Below are 17,806 nucleotides of genomic sequence, written 5' to 3' on the forward strand. Positions count from 1 at the left end.
GCAAGCCGCTCGCCTTCCGGGCCGTGGACGAGCTGTGGCTGACCGCCGACGGTCGGGTGACGCGCCGGGCAAGAACGGCGTGCGCAACATGCGCCGCTGGGACACCGAGATCCCGGTGCTCCGCCGCGAGCACCCGGACCTGCAGATCCTGTCCTGCCACGACGAGTACCTGCTGCACACCATGTTCGACGTCGACGGCCTGCTCGTCGGCTACGGCGGCCTCGCCCCCGAGCCCCTGCTGGAGCTCATCGCCGCGGGCAAGGCCCGCGACTACCCCGCCGCCCGTGCCGTGCACGACCGCCTGCTGCCGGTCACCAAGGCGGTCTACCACCGCGGCTCGCACATGGAGGGCACCGTCGCCCTCAAGCTCGGCCTCAAGGCGCGCGGCATCCTCGAGCACGCCGGCGTCCGCTCCCCGCTGATCGACCTCTCCCCCGAGGCCGAGGAGGAGATCGTGCAGGCGCTCAAGAGCGCCGAACTCGTCTGAGCCCCACTCGCGTCCCGGCGGCGGCCCCGCCGCCGGGACCGGCGACAATGTTGTCCCCACGACTCCGCACCGCGGCGGAGGGCGAGGAAACGAAACCCATGACGACTTTCGCTGCCGGCAGCCCCGAGGCGGCCGCCAAGGCCAACGCCGCGCTGGTGGCGCGGCTCGAGCGGCTCCCGGTCACCCGCCGGCTCCTGATGATCCGCGTCATCATCGGCACCGCCACCTTCTTCGACGCCTACACCGTGCTGGTCATCGCCTTCGCGATGCCCAAGCTCGTCACCGAATGGCACCTCACCCCCGCGTGGGTGGGCATGATCCTCTCCGCGGGATACGTCGGCCAGTTCGCCGGCGCGATCCTGTTCGGCTGGCTCGCCGAACGCATCGGCCGCCTGCGCACCCTGCTCATCACCATCGTGCTGTTCGTGTCGATGGACATCGCGTGCCTGTTCGCCTGGAGCGGCGCCTCGATGCTGGTGTTCCGCTTCCTGCAGGGCATCGGCACCGGTGGCGAGGTGCCGGTGGCCAGCGCCTACATCAACGAGTTCGTCGGCGCCCTCAAACGCGGCCGGTTCTTCCTGCTCTACGAGGTCATCTTCCCGGTCGGCCTGCTCTTCGCCGGGCTCGCCGGCTACTTCCTGGTGCCGGAGTTCGGCTGGCGCGCCCTGTTCGTCGTCGGGCTCGTCCCGGCCGTGCTGATGATCCCGCTGCGGGTGTTCATGCCCGAATCCCCGCGCTGGCTCGCCGCCAAGGGCAAGTTCGACCGTGCCGACAAGGTCGTCACCATGCTCGAACGGGAGGCCGTCAAGGAAGGCAAACCGCTGCCCGAGCCGGTCCCCCGCCCGGTCACCGCACCCGCCACCGGCTCGGGCTGGCGCGACCTGTTCCGCGGCATCTACCTCAAGCGCACGCTGATGCTGTGGGCGCTGTGGATCACCGTCTACGTCATCAACAACGGACTGGTGACCTGGCTGCCCACGCTCTACCGGCAGGTGTTCGACCTGCCCCTGCAGACCAGCCTGCTCTACGGCTGGATCACCTCCGCCGTCGGTGTCGTCGCCTCCATCCTGTGCGCGCTCTACATCGACAAGGTCGGCCGCAAACGCTGGTACGCCATCGCGTTCCTGGCCGCCACCGTGCCACTCGTGGTGCTCACCGCCCTCGGCGCCACGACCGCCACGCAGGTGGTGATCCTCGCCCCGATCGCCTACGCCATCCTGCAGACGATCGCGTTCTCCCTCTACCTCTACTCCGCCGAGCTCTACCCCACCCGCCTGCGCGCCGTGGGCACCGGCTTCGGCAGCGCGTGGCTGCGCGCCGCCTCCTCCGCCGGCCCGCTGCTCGTCGGCTTCGTCGTCGCCGGACTGGGCATCCGCTACGTCTTCGCCGCCTTCGCCGTGGTCGCCCTGATCGGCGGCGTGATCACCATCCGGCACGCCGTCGAAACCAAGGGCCAGGTGCTCGAGGAACTGTCCCCTTGAGACGGTCGCCGGCGGAGAGTGCCCCGGAACGGGTTCCGGGGCACTCGTCTCACTGGTCGATCGTCAGCATGCCCTCGGGGACGCCGGCGATCTCGGTCCGGCGCCAGATCGAGTGCCGGCCCGGGAGTTCGTGGTAGCGCCGGAGCCCGGCGATGCCGCCGAGCCAGCCGCCCCAGGCGGCGTAGGGCGGGTTGTCCGGGTCGAAGCCGCTGTGCCACATGGTGAGCCGGGTCTTGCCGCCGGAGCCTTCCAGCTCCCAGCTGGTGGTCTCGCCGTCGGCGAACAGCAGGGCGGCCTTGCGGCCGGGTTCGAACTCGACGAACTTGGCCCCGCCGGGGTCCAGTTCGAACCCGCCCATCGCGAAGCGGCCGCCCAGCCGGGGCTCGATGTCCACCTTGGCGCCGAACCACTTGCGGAACACCTCCGGCTGGATCATCGAGTCGAACACCTCCTCCGGGGCCGCGTCGATGACGACCGACGCGCGCAGTTCGCCGGAGGTGAAGTCGACCATCGGGGTCAGCTCACGGCCGGCCAGGTAGTCGGTCAGGTTGGCGATCGCCAGCGACCAGAACGTCTGCAGCGCGCCACGGGCGCCGGCCTGGTCCGCGATCACCTCCTCGAAGCTGGGCAGGTCGCTGTGGGTGAGCGTGACCAGGGTGCCGTCCTCGTCCTCGGCCAGCTCGAACTGGACGGTGGCCTCCACACCGTCGACGGTCCAGGCGAACCGGATGGTGCGCTCGTCCACGTGCAGCACGCGCTGGTGCGGCTCGGCCCCGTCTGGCGTGTAGCGGCCCCAGAACTCGTATCTACCGGGCAGGTCGACCTCGGCGTGCTCGGCGAGCCAGACGCGCAGCGCGGCCGGATCGGTCAGCGCCTGGTAGGTCTCCTTCAGCGGGGTCGGCACGATCGCGGTCAGGAGCAGGTCAGGTTCGGTCATCGGGTTCTCCTCTGGGATAGCAGGCGACGGCCAGCCGGAACGCGTCGCCGTCGGCCCCGCCGTAGCGGGTGAACAGGTCCTGCAGTGTCTGCTGCAGCTCGTCGAGGAACGCCTTGCGTTGCTCCGGGCGCACCCGGATGTCGCCGGACACGCCGATCGACGGCAGGTCCGGGCGGGTGAGGTCGAGCGCGGCGATGTCCGCCTGCACGTCCTCCATCAGGTCGACCAGGTAGCCCAGGCTGAGCCGGTCGCGGGTCTGTCGCAGCCCGATGCGGCCGACCAGGGCCGGGGACAGCCAGTAGGACCGGCCCGCCGCCTGGTAGATCCCCTCGTGGATCCCGCGGACCCGGCGCTGGGCCACCTGACGCGCGAGGCCGGCGTCCAGCAGGCGCTTGACGTGGTAGTAGACCCGCTGCGGGGTCTGGTCGAGCTCGAGGGCGACCTCGGTGCACGACCGGGGCTCGGCGAGTCGCCGCAGCACTTCGATGCGCTGCGGCTTGAGCAGGGCCTCGGCCTGCTCGATCTGATCGAGGTAGACGACATCTCTCATGGCAAAAATGAGTCTTTATGTAAAAGAAGTTTTTGTCAATAGTGCCGGTGCACCTCCCGGGGGCGCCGGTAGGGTCCACCCGTGTCACGCAGGCCGGCTCCGCTTTCGCAGCGCCACGGGCTCGACCCGGCGCGGCTGAAGCTGCCCGCCGAGGGGCCGTGGACCACGATTCGCGACCACCTCGCCGAGCGCCTCAGCCGCCTGCCCGCGGGACGGCTCGACGAGATGCTCGCCGAGGGGCGGATCGCCGGCGAGAACGGCCCGGTCACCGCCGACACCCCGTTCCAGCCCGGTGGGTTCGTGTGGTTCCACCGCGACCTGCCCGACGAGGCGCCGGTGCCGTTCCCGATCGGCGTCGTGCACCGCGACGAGCACCTCGTCGTGGCCGACAAGCCGCACTTCCTGGCCACGATTCCGCGGGGACAGCACGTGCTGGAGACCGCGCTCGTCCGGCTGCGGCGCGACCTCGGGCTGCCGGAGCTGAGCCCGGCGCACCGGCTGGACCGCGCCACGGCCGGGCTGCTCCTGTTCGTCACGCGGCGCGAGTACCGCGGCCGGTACCAGACCCTGTTCCGGGACCGTCGCGTCAGCAAGGAGTACGAGGCCGTCGCGCGCCACGACCCTCACCTGGACCTCCCCGTCACGGTGCGAAGCCGGATCGTCAAGGACCGCGGGAGCCTCACCGCGCGCGAAGCCGACGGGCCGGTCAACGCCGAGACCCGCGTCGAACTGCTCGAGCACGCGGACGGCCGCGGCCGCTACCGGCTGGTGCCCGCGACCGGGCGCACCCACCAGCTGCGGGTGCACATGAACCACCTCGGAATCCCGATCCTGGGCGACCGCTTCTATCCCACCGTCGTCGACGCCCCGCTCGACGACTTCCGCCGCCCTCTGCAACTGCTGGCCAAGACACTCGAGTTCACCGACCCCATCACGGGCGAGCGGCGCCACTTCGAAAGCAAGCTGACGCTGGGCGCGTGGGAGTCCTATGCGGACTGGAGCGGCGACGGCGAGACGGGCAGCGCGGCGCGTCCGGGGTGATGCGGTTCTACCGGACCAGCGGACTGGTGCCGGACCTGCGATGCCAGTCCGGAGTTCGACGAGCGGACCGTCCTCGATGGACTCGGCCTGACCAACAGCGAGGGCGAGTTCGTCGCGACCCTGCTGCGGGTTTGGCAACGTCGTGCACGCGTTGAAAGCCGTGATCCGCGACCGCCCCACCTGGCCGGGCACGACGGTGAGCCGCACGGCCTGAACTCCTCACGCCGAGCGTCCGCTCCCCCACTCCGTGGTCGCCTCTCGCGAATCGTAGCCAACGAGCTCAACGCGACGTCGACCTCGGACGCGGGCAGCTCTCCGGCACCTTCCAGCCGTCCCAATGCGAAGAGGACCTCGGCATCCGGGTGCGCGCCGGGGGTGCAGGACTTCCACCTCTCCTCCGTCGAGCGCTACCCCATCCGGCTGCAGGCGGTGGGCACCGGCTTCGGCCGCATGGCTACGCGACGCCTACCTGCTGCTCGTCGGCTTCGTCGTCGCCAGCCTGGGCATCCGCTACGTGTCGCGGTCTTGCACCACCGGCGGTGGTGGTTCCGCGCCGCACGGCGCGGAACCATCCCGGTCACCCTTCCTGGTCGAGGCTGCGGCGCAGCTGGAAGGCCAGCACCTTGGAGTAGGTCCGGCACATCTGGAAGTTGCCGGCGGTGAACCACAGTCCGTGCTGCGCGGTGTGCCGCCACATGTTGCGGACCTCGCCCTCGTCGTCGTAGCCCCAGATCGGGCCCACGGTGTCGGCCACCTCGTCCCCCAGCAGGCGCCGCACGCCCTCCTGCTGGCTCTGGTACCCGGTGGCGAGCACGACGAGGTCCGCCTCGATCACCGAACCGTCGGACATGCGCAGCCCCTCGCGCGTGAAGCGGTCCGCGTCCGACCACTGCGCCAGCCCGATCTCCCCGGAGACGATCAGGTCCGAGCACCCGACGTTGAGGTAGTACCCGCCGCCCCGGCGCATGTACTTCATCTGCTGACCGGTCTCGTCGTGCCCGTAGTCCGTGCGGAAACCCACCCGCTCGAGTCCCTCGACCAGGTCACGGTCCAGCTCCTTCATCCGCGCCGTGAGCTGCTTGGCGCCCACCACCAGATCGGGGTACGGCACGGACAGCCCGATCAGGTCGCTGTCCTCCAGCGTCGGCGCGGTCAGGTAGGAGGAGTCGGCCAGCGCGGCGCTCGGGTCGATGCTGACCACCGTCGTGGGGCTGCGCTGGATCATGGTGACCGACGCGCCGTTGGCGTGCAGGTCCTGCGCCACGTCGTGACCGCTGTTGCCGGTGCCCACGACGACGACCCGCTGTCCGGCGTGGGCCGCACCGTCCTGGTAGGCGCTGGAATGCACCACCGCGCCCGCGAACTCGTCCAGCCCGGGAAGCTGCGGCACGTAGGGGATCCCGCTCACCCCGGTCGCGATCACGAGGTGCCGGGGCCGCAGCACCCGCACAGTGCCGTCGGCACGCCGCAGCCGGGCCTCCCACGTGCCGCTCTCCGCCGAGTACGCCGCGCCTTCGAACGTGGTGCGGCCCCAGAAGTTGATCTCCATCGCGTCCACGTAGGACTCGAACCAGCCGGCGAGCTTGTCCTTGGGCACGAACACCGGCCAGGTCGGCGGGAACGGCATGTAGGGCAGGTCGTTGAGCCAGACCGCGTTGTGCAGCGTGAGCGCGTGGTAGCGCTTGCGCCAGTTGTCGCCGGGGCGTTCGTGGGTGTCGACCACGAGCGTGTCGACGTCGAGCTGTCCCAGGCGCGCGGCGAGGGCCAGGCCGCTCTGGCCACCGCCGACGACGAGGACGTCGGGATCGCGGTCGGCGTAGGCGCGCGCCGCCTCCCGGCGGTCGAGCCAGTTCGGGCCCCCGAACTTCGCCGAGTCGCGCTGGCCGACCGGGCGGTTCTCGCCGACCCGTTCCGGGTAGCCTGCCAGCTGGTCCAGCGTGGTCAGCAGATTCCGCGCCACGTGACCGCGCCCGGGTTCCTCGACCAGGCGCACGACGCCCGCCCCGCTGCCCGCGGTGACCTCGAACTCGAAGATCGCCTCCACGGTGCGGATCCCGTTGCGGTCGACGAACCGCGGCGGTGTGCGGCCGTCCGCGATCTGGAACCCGGTCGCCTTCGCGACCGGCTGGCGGGCGGCCAGCCCGGCAGGCACCTCTCCCCCGGACACGGTGTGGATGTCGTCGGTGAAGGCGACCAGGTCACGCCAGTAGCACTCGCTGCCGAACAGCGCCGACACGTCGGCCCCCCTGGTCAGCAGGTTGCCGAACTCCTCGAGCCAGCGCTCGGCGATCGTGGCCGGGTCGGTCGTGGTCATCATCGTCTCCTGAGGGTCGCGGACGGTCACGGGATCAGGCGCAGCGCGCGCATGCGGGAGAGGTTGTCCAGGAAGCTGTCGTGGGTGTCGACGCAGTCGGTGAACCCGGCGCGGCGGATCTTGACGGTGCTCTGCACCATGTCGGCGTCGTTGGCGAGCCAGCCGTCGATGAACGGCCACGACGCCAGCGCGCCCATCGGCAGCTTCCGCAGCCCGTGTTCGGCGGTGACGGTGTCCCAGACGGCGTCTTTGTCCGCCATCTGCTCGGCCAGTGGCATCGGCTGAGGTGGGGCGTCCGGCATGCCGAAGAACCGGGCGAGCTCGGGCCACAGGTGCTGCCAGCGGAAGTGGTCGCCATTGGTGACGTTGAAGACCTCGCCGCGGGCGGCCGGGCTGTCCAGCGCCCATTCGGCCGCGCCGGCGACGATCCGCGCGTCGGTGGCCTGGTGCAGTGCGGTCCACGCACCCGGTGTACCGGGGAAGCGCAGGGGCACGCGGTGGTGCTTGCTGACCGCGGCGAACACGGCCAGCCCGGTGACGAGGTTCATCGGTGAGCCGAGGCTGACCCCCAGCACCCCGTCCGGCCGCAGCACCGTCCAGGTGTACCCCGCCCGTTCGGAGTCCGTCCACAGCAGATCTTCCTGGTCGTTGTAGAAGATCGGGCCGAGGAAGCGCGGATCGCTCTCCTTGGCCGGGGTCTTGTAGTGGCCGAGGTGTTCGCCGTAGGACTTGCCGCCGCCGATGAGCACGACGTGGCGCACCGTCGAAGCGCTCGCGTGCAGCGCGTCGAGGAGGTGGCGCAGCATGGCGACGTTCGGTCCGACCGTGGCCGCCATGGTCTCGCGTTCGACGTAGGCGGCGAACACGACGTGGGTGATGTCGCTCCGGCCCGCCAGCGCGGCGGTGGTGGCCCCGCGGTCGAGCAGGTCGACCCGCACGTGGTCGTCGATCACGGCGCCGTCGGGGAGGGTGACCGGTCCGCGGCGCGCCAGCGTCGCCACTGGGCGGCCGTGGTCGCGCAACCGCTGCGCCACCGCCCCGCCGATCACCCCGTGCGCGCCGACGACGAGTGTGGTTCCGGTGGTCATCGCGCTCCTCCCGCTCCGGTGCGGCGGGACCGCAGGCGGTCCAGCGCGACGGCGACGACGATGACGGCGCCCTGGATGATCTGCTGGTAGAACGACGACACGTCGAGCAACGTCATGCCGTTGACGAGCACACCCATGATCGCGGCGCCGAGGAAGGTCCCGGTCAGCGAGCCGCGCCCGCCCATCAGGGAGGTTCCGCCGAGCACCACCGCCGCGATGGCGGACAGCTCGTAGCCGCTGCCCAGGTCCGGCACCGAGCTCTGCAGACGGGCCGAGGCGATCACCCCGCCGATCGCGGCGCACAGTCCGGACAGGACGTACACCCACACCAGCACGCGCCGGACCGGGATGCCGGCGAGCCGGGCCGCTTCGGGATTGCCGCCCACGGCGAAGATCCAGCGGCCGAACACCGTGCGGTTGAGCAGGTAACCACCGGCGGCGAACACCGCGACCATGATCAGCACCGGGGTGGGGACGCCCAGCACGGTCCCGCTGCCCAGGGTGGCGTAGCTCAGGTCCGTGGAGAACAAGGTCGTGCCGTCGGTGCCGACGTAGGTGACACCGCGCAGGTAGGTGAGCGCGGCCAGGGTCACGATGAACGGGGCCAGTCCGAGACCGGCCACCAGGACGCCGTTGACCAGGCCCACGACGCCCCCGGCCGCCAGCGCGGCCGGGAGCGCGGCCACGGCAGGCACCCCGTTCAGTGACAGCGACACCGCCACGAACGCGGTCACCCCCACGGCCGAGCCCACCGACAGGTCGATGCCCGCGGTGATGATGACGAACGTCAGGCCCGCGCCGAGGACCGCGGTGACGGCGATCTGCCGGGCGATGTCCAGCAGGTTGGGCACGGTGAAGAAGTAGGGGGCCGCGATCGCGAACAGGATCACGAGCACCAGCAGCGCGGACAGCACCCCGAGCCAGTCGGTCACGCTGCCCGCTCCGCGCAGCCTCCGTGGCGGGTCCGGCCGCTCCGGCCGGGCGGCTTCGGTCACTACCGTCGTTTCCATCGGATCACCTCTGTGTGAGTTCGGCGGGCGCGCCGGCGCCGGTCGCGTACCGGATGACCTCTTCTTCGGTCATGACCGCGCCCGACAACTCGGCGACGATCGATCGGCCGCTCATCACCAGGACGCGATCGGCGAGGCCGAGCACCTCCGGCAGTTCGGAGGAGATGAGCACCACGGCGACGCCGCGGGCGGCGACTTCGTTGACGAGGGCGTAGATGTCGGCCTTGGCGCCGATGTCGACGCCGCGCGTGGGTTCGTCCAGGATGAGCACGGCGGGGCGGCGGGCCAGGCACCGGGCCAGCAGCACCTTCTGCTGGTTGCCGCCGGACAGTTCGGCGACGCGCTGGTCCAGTCCGGCCGACTTGATCCGCATGCGGTCGGCGTAGCGTCGCGCGGCTGATCTGCGGGCACCCGCCGAGGTCCGGCCCAGCCTCCGCCGCCCCAGTCCGGTGCCGGTGCACACGTTGTCGGCGACCGACATCGCGGGGAACAAGCCCTGGGTCTTGCGACTCTCCGGGAGCATCACGATTCCCGCCGCGGCGGCGGAGGCGGGACGGCCGTTGTCGACGGGGCGGCCGTCGACGGTGACCACTCCCCCGTCGCCGCGGTCGAATCCGGCGATCAGCCGGCACAGCTCGCTGCGGCCGGCGCCGACGATCCCGGCGAGTCCGACGACCTCCCCGGCCCGCACCTGGAACGTGCACTCCCGCACGGTCCGGGACCTGATCCGCTCCACCCGCAGCCGGACCTGCGACGAGGGCCGGCGGTCGCCGTGCTGGTAGAGGTTCGCCACGGGGCGGCCGACCATCGAGGTCACGATCCGGTCCTCAGTGGACTCGGCGCGGGTCATGGTGTCCGCGACGCGGCCATCGCGGAGAACGGTGACGCGGTCGGCGATCCGCGCGATCTCGGCCATCCGGTGGCTGATGTAGAGCAGGGCGAGCCCGGCGTCGCGCAGTTCCGCCACGATCGCCAGCAGTGCCCTGGCTTCTTCGTCGGACAGCGCGGCCGTCGGCTCGTCGAGCACCAGCACCCGCGGGTGGTCGGCGAGAGCGCGCGCGATCTCGACCAGCTGCTGCTGCCCGGTGTTCAGATCGGCCACGCGCGTGTCCGGGTCGAGCGCGGCGCCGACCCGGGCCAGCGCCGCCGCGGCCCGTTCCCGCGACCGGCGGCGGTCGAACCGGCCGCCCCCGCGGCGCGGCTCGCGGCCGAGGACGATGTTCTCCGCCACGGTCAGTTCCGGCACCAGGCTCAGTTCCTGGTGGACCACGGTGAGCCCGCGCCGCCGCGCGTCGCCGGGCCCGGTGAAGGCCACCGGCTCCCCGTCGACGAGCACCCGTCCGCCGTCGGGGGCGTGGATACCGGTCAGCACCTTGATCAACGTGGACTTGCCCGCGCCGTTCTCGCCGGCCAGCACGTGCACCTCGCCGGGCGTCAGGGCGAACGACACCCCGCGCAGCACGGGGTTGCCCGCGAAGGACTTGGTGACGTCCTCCAGCCGCACCACGGCCTCGCCGTCGTGGGATGCCATGTCAGCCCCAGCTCGGGTAGGCGGTCAGGGTTTGCGGCGTGACCAGCACGGTGGGGATCAGCACCGGCGCGGACGGCACCTGCTCCTTGCGCGCGAGCCGGGTCGCCAAGTCGAGTCCCGTGCGCCCGAGCTTGGCCGGGTCCTGCCCGGAGGTCCCGATGATCAGCCCCTCGCCGAAGAGATCCGTCAGCTGCCGCGCACCGTCGACGCCGACCACCTTCACCCGCGCGCCCTTCTGCTGCGCGGCGAGCGCGATGCCGATCGCCGTGGGATCGTTGACCCCGAAGAACCCGGCGACGTCCGGGTGCGCGGTGAGGATGTTGCTCGCCACGGTCATGCTCTTGTCCCGGGTCAGGTCGGCGCGCTGGGTGGCGACGACCTCGATGCCGGGCGCCTGCGCGAGGGCCTGGCGGCACCCGCTCATGCGGTCGGCGATGGCGGACACCGCCGAACCGTCCACGATCGCGATCTTCGCCCGGCCGCCGAGCTGCTCGGCGAGGTAGGCACAGGCGTCGCGGCCCGCTTGCACGTTGTCGCTGGCGACCGTGGCGTTCGCGCCGGTGGCGGTGACGTCGATGGCCACGACCGGGATGCCCGCCTGCTTGGCACGCAGCACGGCCGGTCCGATGCCGTCGGAGTCCACCGCGTCGACGACGATGGAGTCCACGCGCTGCCGGATGAAGGTGTCGATCTGGTTGCTCTGGGTCGCGACGTCGGCGTTGGCGTACTGGACGGCCACGCGCACACCGGGTCCGGCCGCCTGCTCGATGGCTCTGCCCTCGGCGAGGAAGAAGGGGTTCGAGGCGGCGTTGAGCGTCACGCCGATGGTGAGGCCGTCTCCGGCGGAGCCGGCGCCGGACGCGCAGCCCGCGAGTGTGGCGAGTGCCGCGAGACCGGCCGCGGCGAGCGCGCCCGCGCGGCGCAGCGGCCGGCGCCAGGGCAGCATGCGATGCATCATGGTCGGATTTCCTTGTCTGTTCGGACGATGGGGACGCGGCGGCAGGGGGTCAGACGACCGGGGTCACGCCGCCGTCGACGCAGAAGTTGGCGCCGGTCACGAAACCGGCGCGGTCGGAGGCCAGGAACGTCACCATCTCGGCGACCTCGTCCACCGTGCCGAGCCGTCCCAGGGGAATGCCGTTGAGTTCGACGTAGCGGCGCAGGGCCGTCTCCCGGTCCACACCGAACTCCTCGGCGAGGCTGTCGGCGAGACCACCGGGACGGTCGTAGATGGGTGAGCGGACGAACGCCGGAGAGACCACATTGGACCGGATGCCGAAGGGTGCGAACTCGGCGGCGAGCACTTTGGACAGCATCAGCACCGCGGCCTTGGACACGCTGTAGTCCGGTAGCCGGGGGTTGGGCATGCGCGCGGCTTCGGAGGCGATGTGGACGAGGGCGCCCGAGCCGGCGTCGCGCATCACCGCGACGGCGGCGCGGGCGGCCCGCACGTAGCCCATGAGGTTGAGCTCGAGTGTCGCGTCCCAGTCCGCGTCGGTGATGGTGAGGAAGCCCTCCCGCACGGGTGCGATCCCGGCGTTGTTCACCAGGACGTCGACCCGTCCGAACGCGTCGAGCGCGGCCGAGATCATGTTCTCGGCGGCGGCGGGCTCACGCAGGTCGGCGTGCACCGCCCGCAGCCGGTCCGGGCAGGCGAGGTCCTCGAGCGGCCCGGTCCGCACGTCCGCGCCCACGACCCGGCCGCCCGCGTCCAGCACGTGCCGGGCGCAGGCGAGTCCGATCCCGCCGCCCGCGCCCGTGACGACCACGACCCGGCCGGACAGGTCATCGTTGACCATGAGTGCCTCCCTCAACGCGTCAGGCAGGGGCTCCGCAGCCCCGCGACGAAAGACACATTCTCACACAAAGGACGCTTCGTCTAGTAGGTGAGAATTTGAGGAAGGTGTGGGGTCGCCTCCTGACTCAGTCGAACCGGGCGACGTTCTTGCCGGCGAGCTCCGAGCCCAGGGCGCGCGACACCTCCTGGCCCGCCTCGAGGAGCAGATCGCGCCAGCGGGCGAAGTCCTCGCCGAGGATTGACTCGCGCACCCCGCTGATCGAGACGGCGGCACGGACCTCTCCCCGGTAGTCGACCACCGGGACACCGATCGCCGCCACGCCCACCGTCACGTCCTGGTCGCTGAGCGCGTACCCGTCTTCCCGCGCCTGCCGCAGCGCCTTGCGCAGCGCGCCGGGCTCGGACGGCGTGGACGCGGTGAACCGCGACAAGGGCACGTTGCGGTCGAGGTAGCCCTCCCACTCCGTCTCCGGCGCGAACGCCAGGAGGGCACGGGAAGCCGCGCCAGCGTGCAGCGGCAGCGATCCCCCCAGTTTCAGCGCCAGCGACTGCACCCGTTTGCCCGCCAGGCGCTCGATGCACACCGCGGCGTCCCCGCGGCGCACGCAGAGGAAGACCGTCTCGCCGGTCAGATCGTGCAGCCGCTCCAGAACCGGCTGGGCGAACTCGCGCTCGTCGAACCGCGCCACCACGGCGGTGCCCAGGGTGAGCAGCTTGAACCCGAGGCGGAACTGGCCGCGCCGTGATCCGTGTTCCACGAGCCCCTCGGCCTGCAGGCTGGACAACAGCCGGTACACCGAGCTGCGCGGCTCCCCCAGCGCCTCGGCGAGCTCCGCGGCGGTCGCCTCGCCCTGCGCGGCCAGGTGGTCGAGCACCTGCGCCACCTTGCGCACCAGCATCACATTTCCGTCATTCGCCACCACGAGATGTTACCGCTCAGCGGACAAGCCGACCAGCAGAAAAGATTCTCGCTCTATGGACAGCATGCCCGTTGAGCGGTACTTTGCGATCCCATGACAGTGGTCAAGCACGATCCGCAGCCCACGCACGCGGACCTCATCGACACGATCAGCGAGCGCGCGCTGTTCGCCCGCCTGGAGACGGTCCGGTTGATCTCCATCGCCAAGACCGGCCACTACGCCTCCGGCTTCTCCTGCGCCGAGATCCTCGCCACGCTCTACTACGGCGTGATGCGCCTGCGGCGAGGCGAGCCGGACTGGCCCGAGCGCGATCGCTTCCTCTTCGGCAAGGGCCACGCCGCGGCCACGCTCTACCCCCTCCTGGCCGACTGGGGGTTCTTCGACCCGGCGGAGCTGGACGAGTACACGCGGCTGGGCAACGCCTTCGGCGACCACCCGGACATGACCCGGATCCCGGGCATCGACTTCAGCAGCGGCTCGCTCGGCCACGCGCTCTCCACCGGCACCGGGATCGCGCTGGGCACCCGCATGCGGGGGTACGACTCCAACGTCTTCGTCCTCCTCGGCGACGGCGAACTGCACGAGGGCCAGATCTGGGAAGCCGCGCTCGGCGCGGCACACCACCGGGTGTCGAACCTGATCGCGATCGTGGACCGCAACGACCACTCGCTCGACGGCCGCATCGACACGGTCACCGGGATCGAACCGCTCGAGGACAAGTGGCGCGCCTTCGGCTGGCAGGCGCACCGGGTCGACGGTCACGACGTCGCCGCGCTGCTCGGGCTGCTGCGTCAGGTCGTCGCCGACACCACGCGCACCAGCCCGGTGGTGATCATCGCCGACACCGTGAAGGGCAAGGGCATCTCCTACATGGAAGCCGAGTTCGGCTGGCACCTGGGCTGGCTCGCCGAGCAGGACGAACGCAACGCGATCGACGAGCTGCGGAGGAACCGATGAGCGTCGCACCCGGGCTACAGCCCGAATCCTGGCACCTGCTGACGCTGCTCGACCGCGCCCCGGGCCTGCACGCCCTGGCCGACACCCTGTCGGAGCTGGTCGACGAGGGGCATCCGATCGTCGCGGGGACCGCCGACCTGAAGTACTCCAACGGCCTGGTCCGCTTCCAGGAGCGCCACCCGGACCGCTACGTCCAGTTCGGCATCTCCGAGCAGCACATGGTGTCCACCGCCGCGGGGCTGGCAACCACCGGCTGGCAGCCCTACGTGGCCACCTTCGCCTCGTTCCTCGCGCTGCTGGCCTGCGAGCAGATCCGCACCGACGTGGCCTACACCAAGCTCCCGGTCCGGCTGATCGGCCACCACGCCGGCATCACCCTCGGCTACTACGGGACCTCCCACCACGCGACCGAGGACCTCGCCATCACCCGCAGCATCGCCGGGCTGGCGGTGATCGCCCCGGCCGACGCGGCTCAGCTGCGCTCGGCTCTGCGCGCCGCGGCGGGCTGGCCGGGGCCGATCTACTTCCGCATCGGCCGTGGACAGGACCCCGATGTCTACGGCGCCGACGACCGGGCCTTCACCATCGGCCGGGCGATCGAGCACTCGACGGGCAGCGACGTGACGATCATCGCCACCGGATCGATGGTGCACCCCGCCCTGTCCGCCGCGGCGACGTTGAACGCGGAGGGGATCTCGGCCGGCGTGCTCGACATGCACACCGTGAAGCCCCTCGACACCGCCGCGGTGTCCGCCGCCGCGGCGCGCACGCCGGTGATCCTGACCGTCGAGGAGCACAGCGTTCTCGGCGGGCTCGGCGGTGCGGTCGCCGAGGTCGTGGCCGAGCGGGGCCTGGGGGCACGGGTGGTTCGGCACGGGCTTCGCGACGAGTACGCCCTGATCGGACCGCCGACCCACCTGTACCGGCACTACGGGCTCGACGCGGACGGCATCGCCCGGGCCGCCCGGGCCGCGGTGGGCTGACCGGCCGGCGCCGGGGCCCGGCGGGGCGTCGCACGGGCCCCGGTGCTCAAGCGCATCTCCGACATCGGCGAGCGGGCCACGTCCGGAACAACGCCCGGAACCGGGACGGGTCACAATGGAGCACATGAAGAGGGGGCTTCGCCGCTGCATGCTGGCCTTGCTGGGCGTCCTGACGTTGGCGATCCCGTCGGCCGCTGAGATGACGAGGCCTGCGGCCCCGCAGGTTGCCGGGCCGCCGCCGGTGGTGCCGGGCTGCGAGCAGGGTTGCGAGACGATGTTCTCCGCCGCGCTGCCCGACGGGCACCGGCTCGACGGGCTGCACGGAGTCGGCGGCAACGTGCTGGCGTACTGGGATGGCGCGGCCTTGGTCGACACGACGCAGGTCCGCGGCAGCGACGGGCAACCCTACGAACGGGTGACGGCCGGGCTCTGCGGCGCGGGGCGGTGTGCCGTCGCGTTCGAGTTCGGCGCGCACTCCGCGGCCGTCGCGGCGCTGCGGCTCGACACGAAGATCACGGTGGACACCGCGGTGGAAGGCGTGGCGGCCGACGTGCGGGACCTCAACGCCGACGGTGTGCCGGACGCCGCGGTGCGGCAGAGCACGTACGAGCCCAGCTTCGCGCTCGCCCCGCTGTACTGGATCACGTATGTGCAGCAGGACGACCACCTGGTGCCCACCGGCTGCACGACGCCGGTGCAGGCCTACGAGGAGGCCCCGACCACCCCGGCGACCGGGGCTTGCCCGGCGAACGTCTAAAACGCCGGGGGCACCAGCTCCGTGCTGGCGCTGTCCTGGGCCGCGGCAACAGCCTCGTGCGGGACTGTTCGCCACGCTGGCGGGAGGGCCGCCGGCGGGGTCACAGCCGTTTCGAGGGACCCATTTCCCGCAGTCTTCCGACGGGAGGAAACCGCCCCAGCCGCACCTGGAACTCGTGTAGCCCCGCCCGGCTGGAGCGTCACGTGCCGGGTCAGTTCGCGGTTCTTGTCGGTGCACTCCTGCAGATTGCGGTACTGGCGGTCTGGTTCCGAGGTCTTCCAGTTACCACCAACCGTGCCGTTGCACAATCGCGGATCCCAGACGGCGGAGAACCGCTTTTTCGAATTACGCACGGCTTCTCCTTTGGTGCTCCGGTGATAGCGGATCCGAAGCTACGGCCCGACCTTTCCGCCGACAACCGTTGTCGCTGCATGGAGTGCCGCGCAATGATCGGCAAATGTTTCGGCTTTTCCGGTCCGCGAACACGATCGGCCGCACCTCGAGCCGCGCGGCGAGGGTGCGGTAGACAAACTCGGGAGGGTCCAACGCCCCGAACAGCAGGAGGTACGTGCCGATCTATTCGCGCGGCGTCTGCAAGAACAAACCGACCGAGGACTGGCGCGGATGGGTGGTCCGGGTCTTGCCACCCAACGGCAAGAAGGCGGAAGAGGACGAGCACATGTGGGTGTACGCCTGCGGGATCCGCATCAAGCCGGACTGATCACCCACGCCCGCGCACCGCACGCCGATCCGGGCGTGCGGTGCTGGCCGCCCAGGTTTCACAGTCCGTGAACCGCGGTCAGGTGTCGAAGCGGAAGTCGGCGGGACCACGCGGCGCCAGCCAAGCCGCTTGTTGCCATCGATCAGCGGATGGTTGCGCACGGTCGACTCGAGCAGGGCGGCAGCCTTGTCATGAAGTCCGGGGTAGGCGTCCTGCCCCATCACCGACACCGTCGGGTGGTGCGCTGCGGAGTCCAGCAGCCACTCCCAGATCCGGTGCGAGAGCGAGCAAGTCCTCCAGATCGAGGTAGTCGATCGTCACTGGGCCAGTCGGTCGAGCAGCGAGGCCTACCGGCTCCGTCCCCTCGCGGCCAGTGTTCGCACCGGGGCGAACCGGCGCTCCGCCGCCTCGCTGATCGCGCGCACCGCTGCCTCGTGCTCGCTGATGTCTTGGGCCTCGGCGAGCATCGCGAGCGTGCGCTCCTGCTCCTCCGTCAGGTGCAGAGTCATCTCCACGACGCCATCGACACCAGCACGCTCAGGCGCCGAAGCGGACGTGGGCTGCCCAGAGGGACCGGGAGGTTCGGGTAGCGGTACCGCAGGGTGCGGATCGGCCGGTGCACCGCCGCGGTCGCAGTGCCGGCTCCGGACGACAGCAGGTCGGTGTAGAGATCCTCGAGCAGCTCGACGAAAATCGACCGCGCGGAGCACGCGGTGTAGCCCTACGCCAGGCGGGTCCCGGTGAAGGCCGCGAGCTCGGCCAGGAGCTCGTCCTGGAACCGCTCGTCCCCGGCGGCGGCGTGCGGCTCGCGCGGCTGCTGGTGGTACCAGTAGCCGCCGGTGCTGCGGGCACGCGGGTCGTCGCTGGTGGCAAGCCATCCCTGGGTGCGGTGCCCCTCGCGGAGGTCGTCGGGGCCGCCCATCTAGGTGGGCACCGTCACGAACAGCTTGCTGTCCGAATAGGACGCTGTCGCGCGCAGGCCCGCCCAGTCCCGGCCGCGCACGTCCGGCCGTCCGCCGTGGTGCATGCCGCTGCTGAGGTAGATCAGCCGCGCCGGACGGCGGATCAGCGCGGTCAGCAGGTAGGGGGCGACGACGTTGACGGGCAGGATGCGCGCCGGTGTCGACGCCGGCGTTGTGGATCCCGGCCCCCGCGACGCTCGCCTGGTGGCCGACGGTCAGCGGAACCCGGACAGTCCGGCCAGGGACACGGGTCCGGCCTACGCTGCAGA

General features: G+C 71.2%; 18 protein-coding genes and 1 pseudogene. 7 read left to right on the forward strand and 12 right to left on the reverse strand.

Going from position 1 to position 17,806, the window contains the following annotated elements; translation table 11 throughout:
- The first annotated feature begins 34 nt into the window (after window positions 1-34).
- Window positions 35-487, forward strand: a complete 453-nt coding sequence (locus ABZ215_RS31320; protein WP_354953723.1) for a dihydrodipicolinate synthase family protein — start codon at window positions 35-37, stop codon at window positions 485-487.
- A 98-nt stretch (window positions 488-585) separates the two neighbouring features.
- On the forward strand, window positions 586-1,968 hold the full coding sequence (locus tag ABZ215_RS31325) for an MFS transporter (RefSeq protein ID WP_354953725.1): 1,383 nt from the start codon (window positions 586-588) through the stop codon (window positions 1,966-1,968).
- 49 nt (window positions 1,969-2,017) lie between these two features.
- On the opposite strand, the gene ABZ215_RS31330 is transcribed toward ABZ215_RS31325, so the two are convergent.
- Together ABZ215_RS31330 and ABZ215_RS31335 are read right to left on the reverse strand one after the other, a co-directional pair.
- Entirely contained in the window at window positions 2,018-2,905 is an 888-nt protein-coding gene (locus ABZ215_RS31330) for an SRPBCC family protein (protein WP_354953727.1), read from the reverse strand.
- Entirely contained in the window at window positions 2,892-3,455 is a 564-nt protein-coding gene (locus ABZ215_RS31335) for a helix-turn-helix domain-containing protein (RefSeq protein ID WP_020415970.1), read from the reverse strand. Before ABZ215_RS31335 ends, ABZ215_RS31330 begins: the two co-directional genes overlap by 14 nt.
- 81 nt (window positions 3,456-3,536) lie before the next feature.
- On the opposite strand from ABZ215_RS31335, the gene ABZ215_RS31340 reads away from it, so the two are divergent.
- Window positions 3,537-4,496, forward strand: a complete 960-nt coding sequence (locus ABZ215_RS31340) for an RluA family pseudouridine synthase (protein ID WP_354953729.1) — start codon at window positions 3,537-3,539, stop codon at window positions 4,494-4,496.
- 577 nt (window positions 4,497-5,073) lie between these two features.
- Here ABZ215_RS31340 and ABZ215_RS31345 read toward each other — a convergent pair.
- The 7 genes from ABZ215_RS31345 to ABZ215_RS31375 all read right to left on the reverse strand — a co-directional run bounded on the left by ABZ215_RS31345 (window position 5,074) and on the right by ABZ215_RS31375 (window position 13,157).
- A complete protein-coding gene (locus tag ABZ215_RS31345; protein ID WP_354953731.1) occupies window positions 5,074-6,813 on the reverse strand; it encodes an NAD(P)/FAD-dependent oxidoreductase in 1,740 nt (579 codons plus the stop codon).
- Between the two features lie 23 nt (window positions 6,814-6,836).
- Window positions 6,837-7,898 carry an SDR family oxidoreductase gene (locus ABZ215_RS31350; RefSeq protein WP_354953733.1) on the reverse strand — a complete coding sequence of 354 codons (1,062 nt, stop codon included), beginning with the start codon at window positions 7,896-7,898 and terminating at the stop codon, window positions 6,837-6,839.
- The gene (locus tag ABZ215_RS31355; RefSeq protein ID WP_354953735.1) at window positions 7,895-8,908 is read right to left on the reverse strand and encodes an ABC transporter permease; all 1,014 of its coding nucleotides are present in this window, start codon (window positions 8,906-8,908) and stop codon (window positions 7,895-7,897) included. Before ABZ215_RS31355 ends, ABZ215_RS31350 begins: the two co-directional genes overlap by 4 nt.
- Window positions 8,909-8,912: 4 nt before the next feature.
- Window positions 8,913-10,439, reverse strand: a complete 1,527-nt coding sequence (locus ABZ215_RS31360; RefSeq protein ID WP_354953737.1) for a sugar ABC transporter ATP-binding protein — start codon at window positions 10,437-10,439, stop codon at window positions 8,913-8,915.
- 1 nt (window position 10,440) lies between these two features.
- Window positions 10,441-11,385: a substrate-binding domain-containing protein gene (locus tag ABZ215_RS31365; RefSeq protein ID WP_354953739.1), complete on the reverse strand. Its 945-nt coding sequence runs from the start codon at window positions 11,383-11,385 to the stop codon at window positions 10,441-10,443.
- Window positions 11,386-11,446: 61 nt separating this feature from the next.
- Window positions 11,447-12,238, reverse strand: a complete 792-nt coding sequence (locus ABZ215_RS31370) for an SDR family oxidoreductase (RefSeq protein ID WP_354953741.1) — start codon at window positions 12,236-12,238, stop codon at window positions 11,447-11,449.
- Between the two features lie 124 nt (window positions 12,239-12,362).
- Complete coding sequence (locus tag ABZ215_RS31375; protein WP_354953743.1) at window positions 12,363-13,157, reverse strand: IclR family transcriptional regulator; 795 nt, start codon at window positions 13,155-13,157, stop codon at window positions 12,363-12,365.
- Window positions 13,158-13,250: 93 nt separating this feature from the next.
- Between ABZ215_RS31375 and ABZ215_RS31380 the strand changes: the two genes are divergently transcribed.
- The 4 genes from ABZ215_RS31380 (at window position 13,251) to ABZ215_RS31395 (ending at window position 16,575) form a co-directional block, all read left to right on the forward strand.
- Window positions 13,251-14,114 (forward strand): transketolase, encoded by an 864-nt coding sequence (locus tag ABZ215_RS31380; protein WP_354953745.1) that lies wholly within the window; start codon window positions 13,251-13,253, stop codon window positions 14,112-14,114.
- Entirely contained in the window at window positions 14,111-15,097 is a 987-nt protein-coding gene (locus tag ABZ215_RS31385; RefSeq protein ID WP_354953747.1) for a transketolase C-terminal domain-containing protein, read from the forward strand. The genes ABZ215_RS31380 and ABZ215_RS31385 overlap by 4 nt, the downstream gene beginning before the upstream one ends.
- Before the next feature lie 124 nt (window positions 15,098-15,221).
- On the forward strand, window positions 15,222-15,854 hold the full coding sequence (locus ABZ215_RS31390; RefSeq protein ID WP_354953749.1) for a hypothetical protein: 633 nt from the start codon (window positions 15,222-15,224) through the stop codon (window positions 15,852-15,854).
- A 568-nt stretch (window positions 15,855-16,422) separates the two neighbouring features.
- Window positions 16,423-16,575, forward strand: coding sequence for a hypothetical protein (locus ABZ215_RS31395; protein WP_354953784.1), 153 nt, complete (start codon window positions 16,423-16,425; stop codon window positions 16,573-16,575).
- Between the two features lie 116 nt (window positions 16,576-16,691).
- Here the strand turns inward: ABZ215_RS31395 and ABZ215_RS31400 are convergent.
- The 3 genes and pseudogenes from ABZ215_RS31400 to ABZ215_RS31410 all read right to left on the reverse strand — a co-directional run.
- A pseudogene (locus tag ABZ215_RS31400) lies at window positions 16,692-16,896 on the reverse strand (Fic family protein); the annotation flags it as partial.
- A gap of 26 nt (window positions 16,897-16,922) precedes the next feature.
- The gene (locus ABZ215_RS31405; RefSeq protein WP_354953751.1) at window positions 16,923-17,084 is read right to left on the reverse strand and encodes a CopG family transcriptional regulator; all 162 of its coding nucleotides are present in this window, start codon (window positions 17,082-17,084) and stop codon (window positions 16,923-16,925) included.
- Window positions 17,085-17,296: 212 nt separating this feature from the next.
- The gene (locus ABZ215_RS31410; protein WP_354953753.1) at window positions 17,297-17,497 is read right to left on the reverse strand and encodes a hypothetical protein; all 201 of its coding nucleotides are present in this window, start codon (window positions 17,495-17,497) and stop codon (window positions 17,297-17,299) included.
- Window positions 17,498-17,806 lie beyond the last annotated feature (309 nt).

The sequence above is a fragment of the Amycolatopsis sp. NPDC006131 genome (genome assembly GCF_040614175.1).
Lineage (GTDB): Bacteria > Actinomycetota > Actinomycetes > Mycobacteriales > Pseudonocardiaceae > Amycolatopsis_E > Amycolatopsis_E tucumanensis.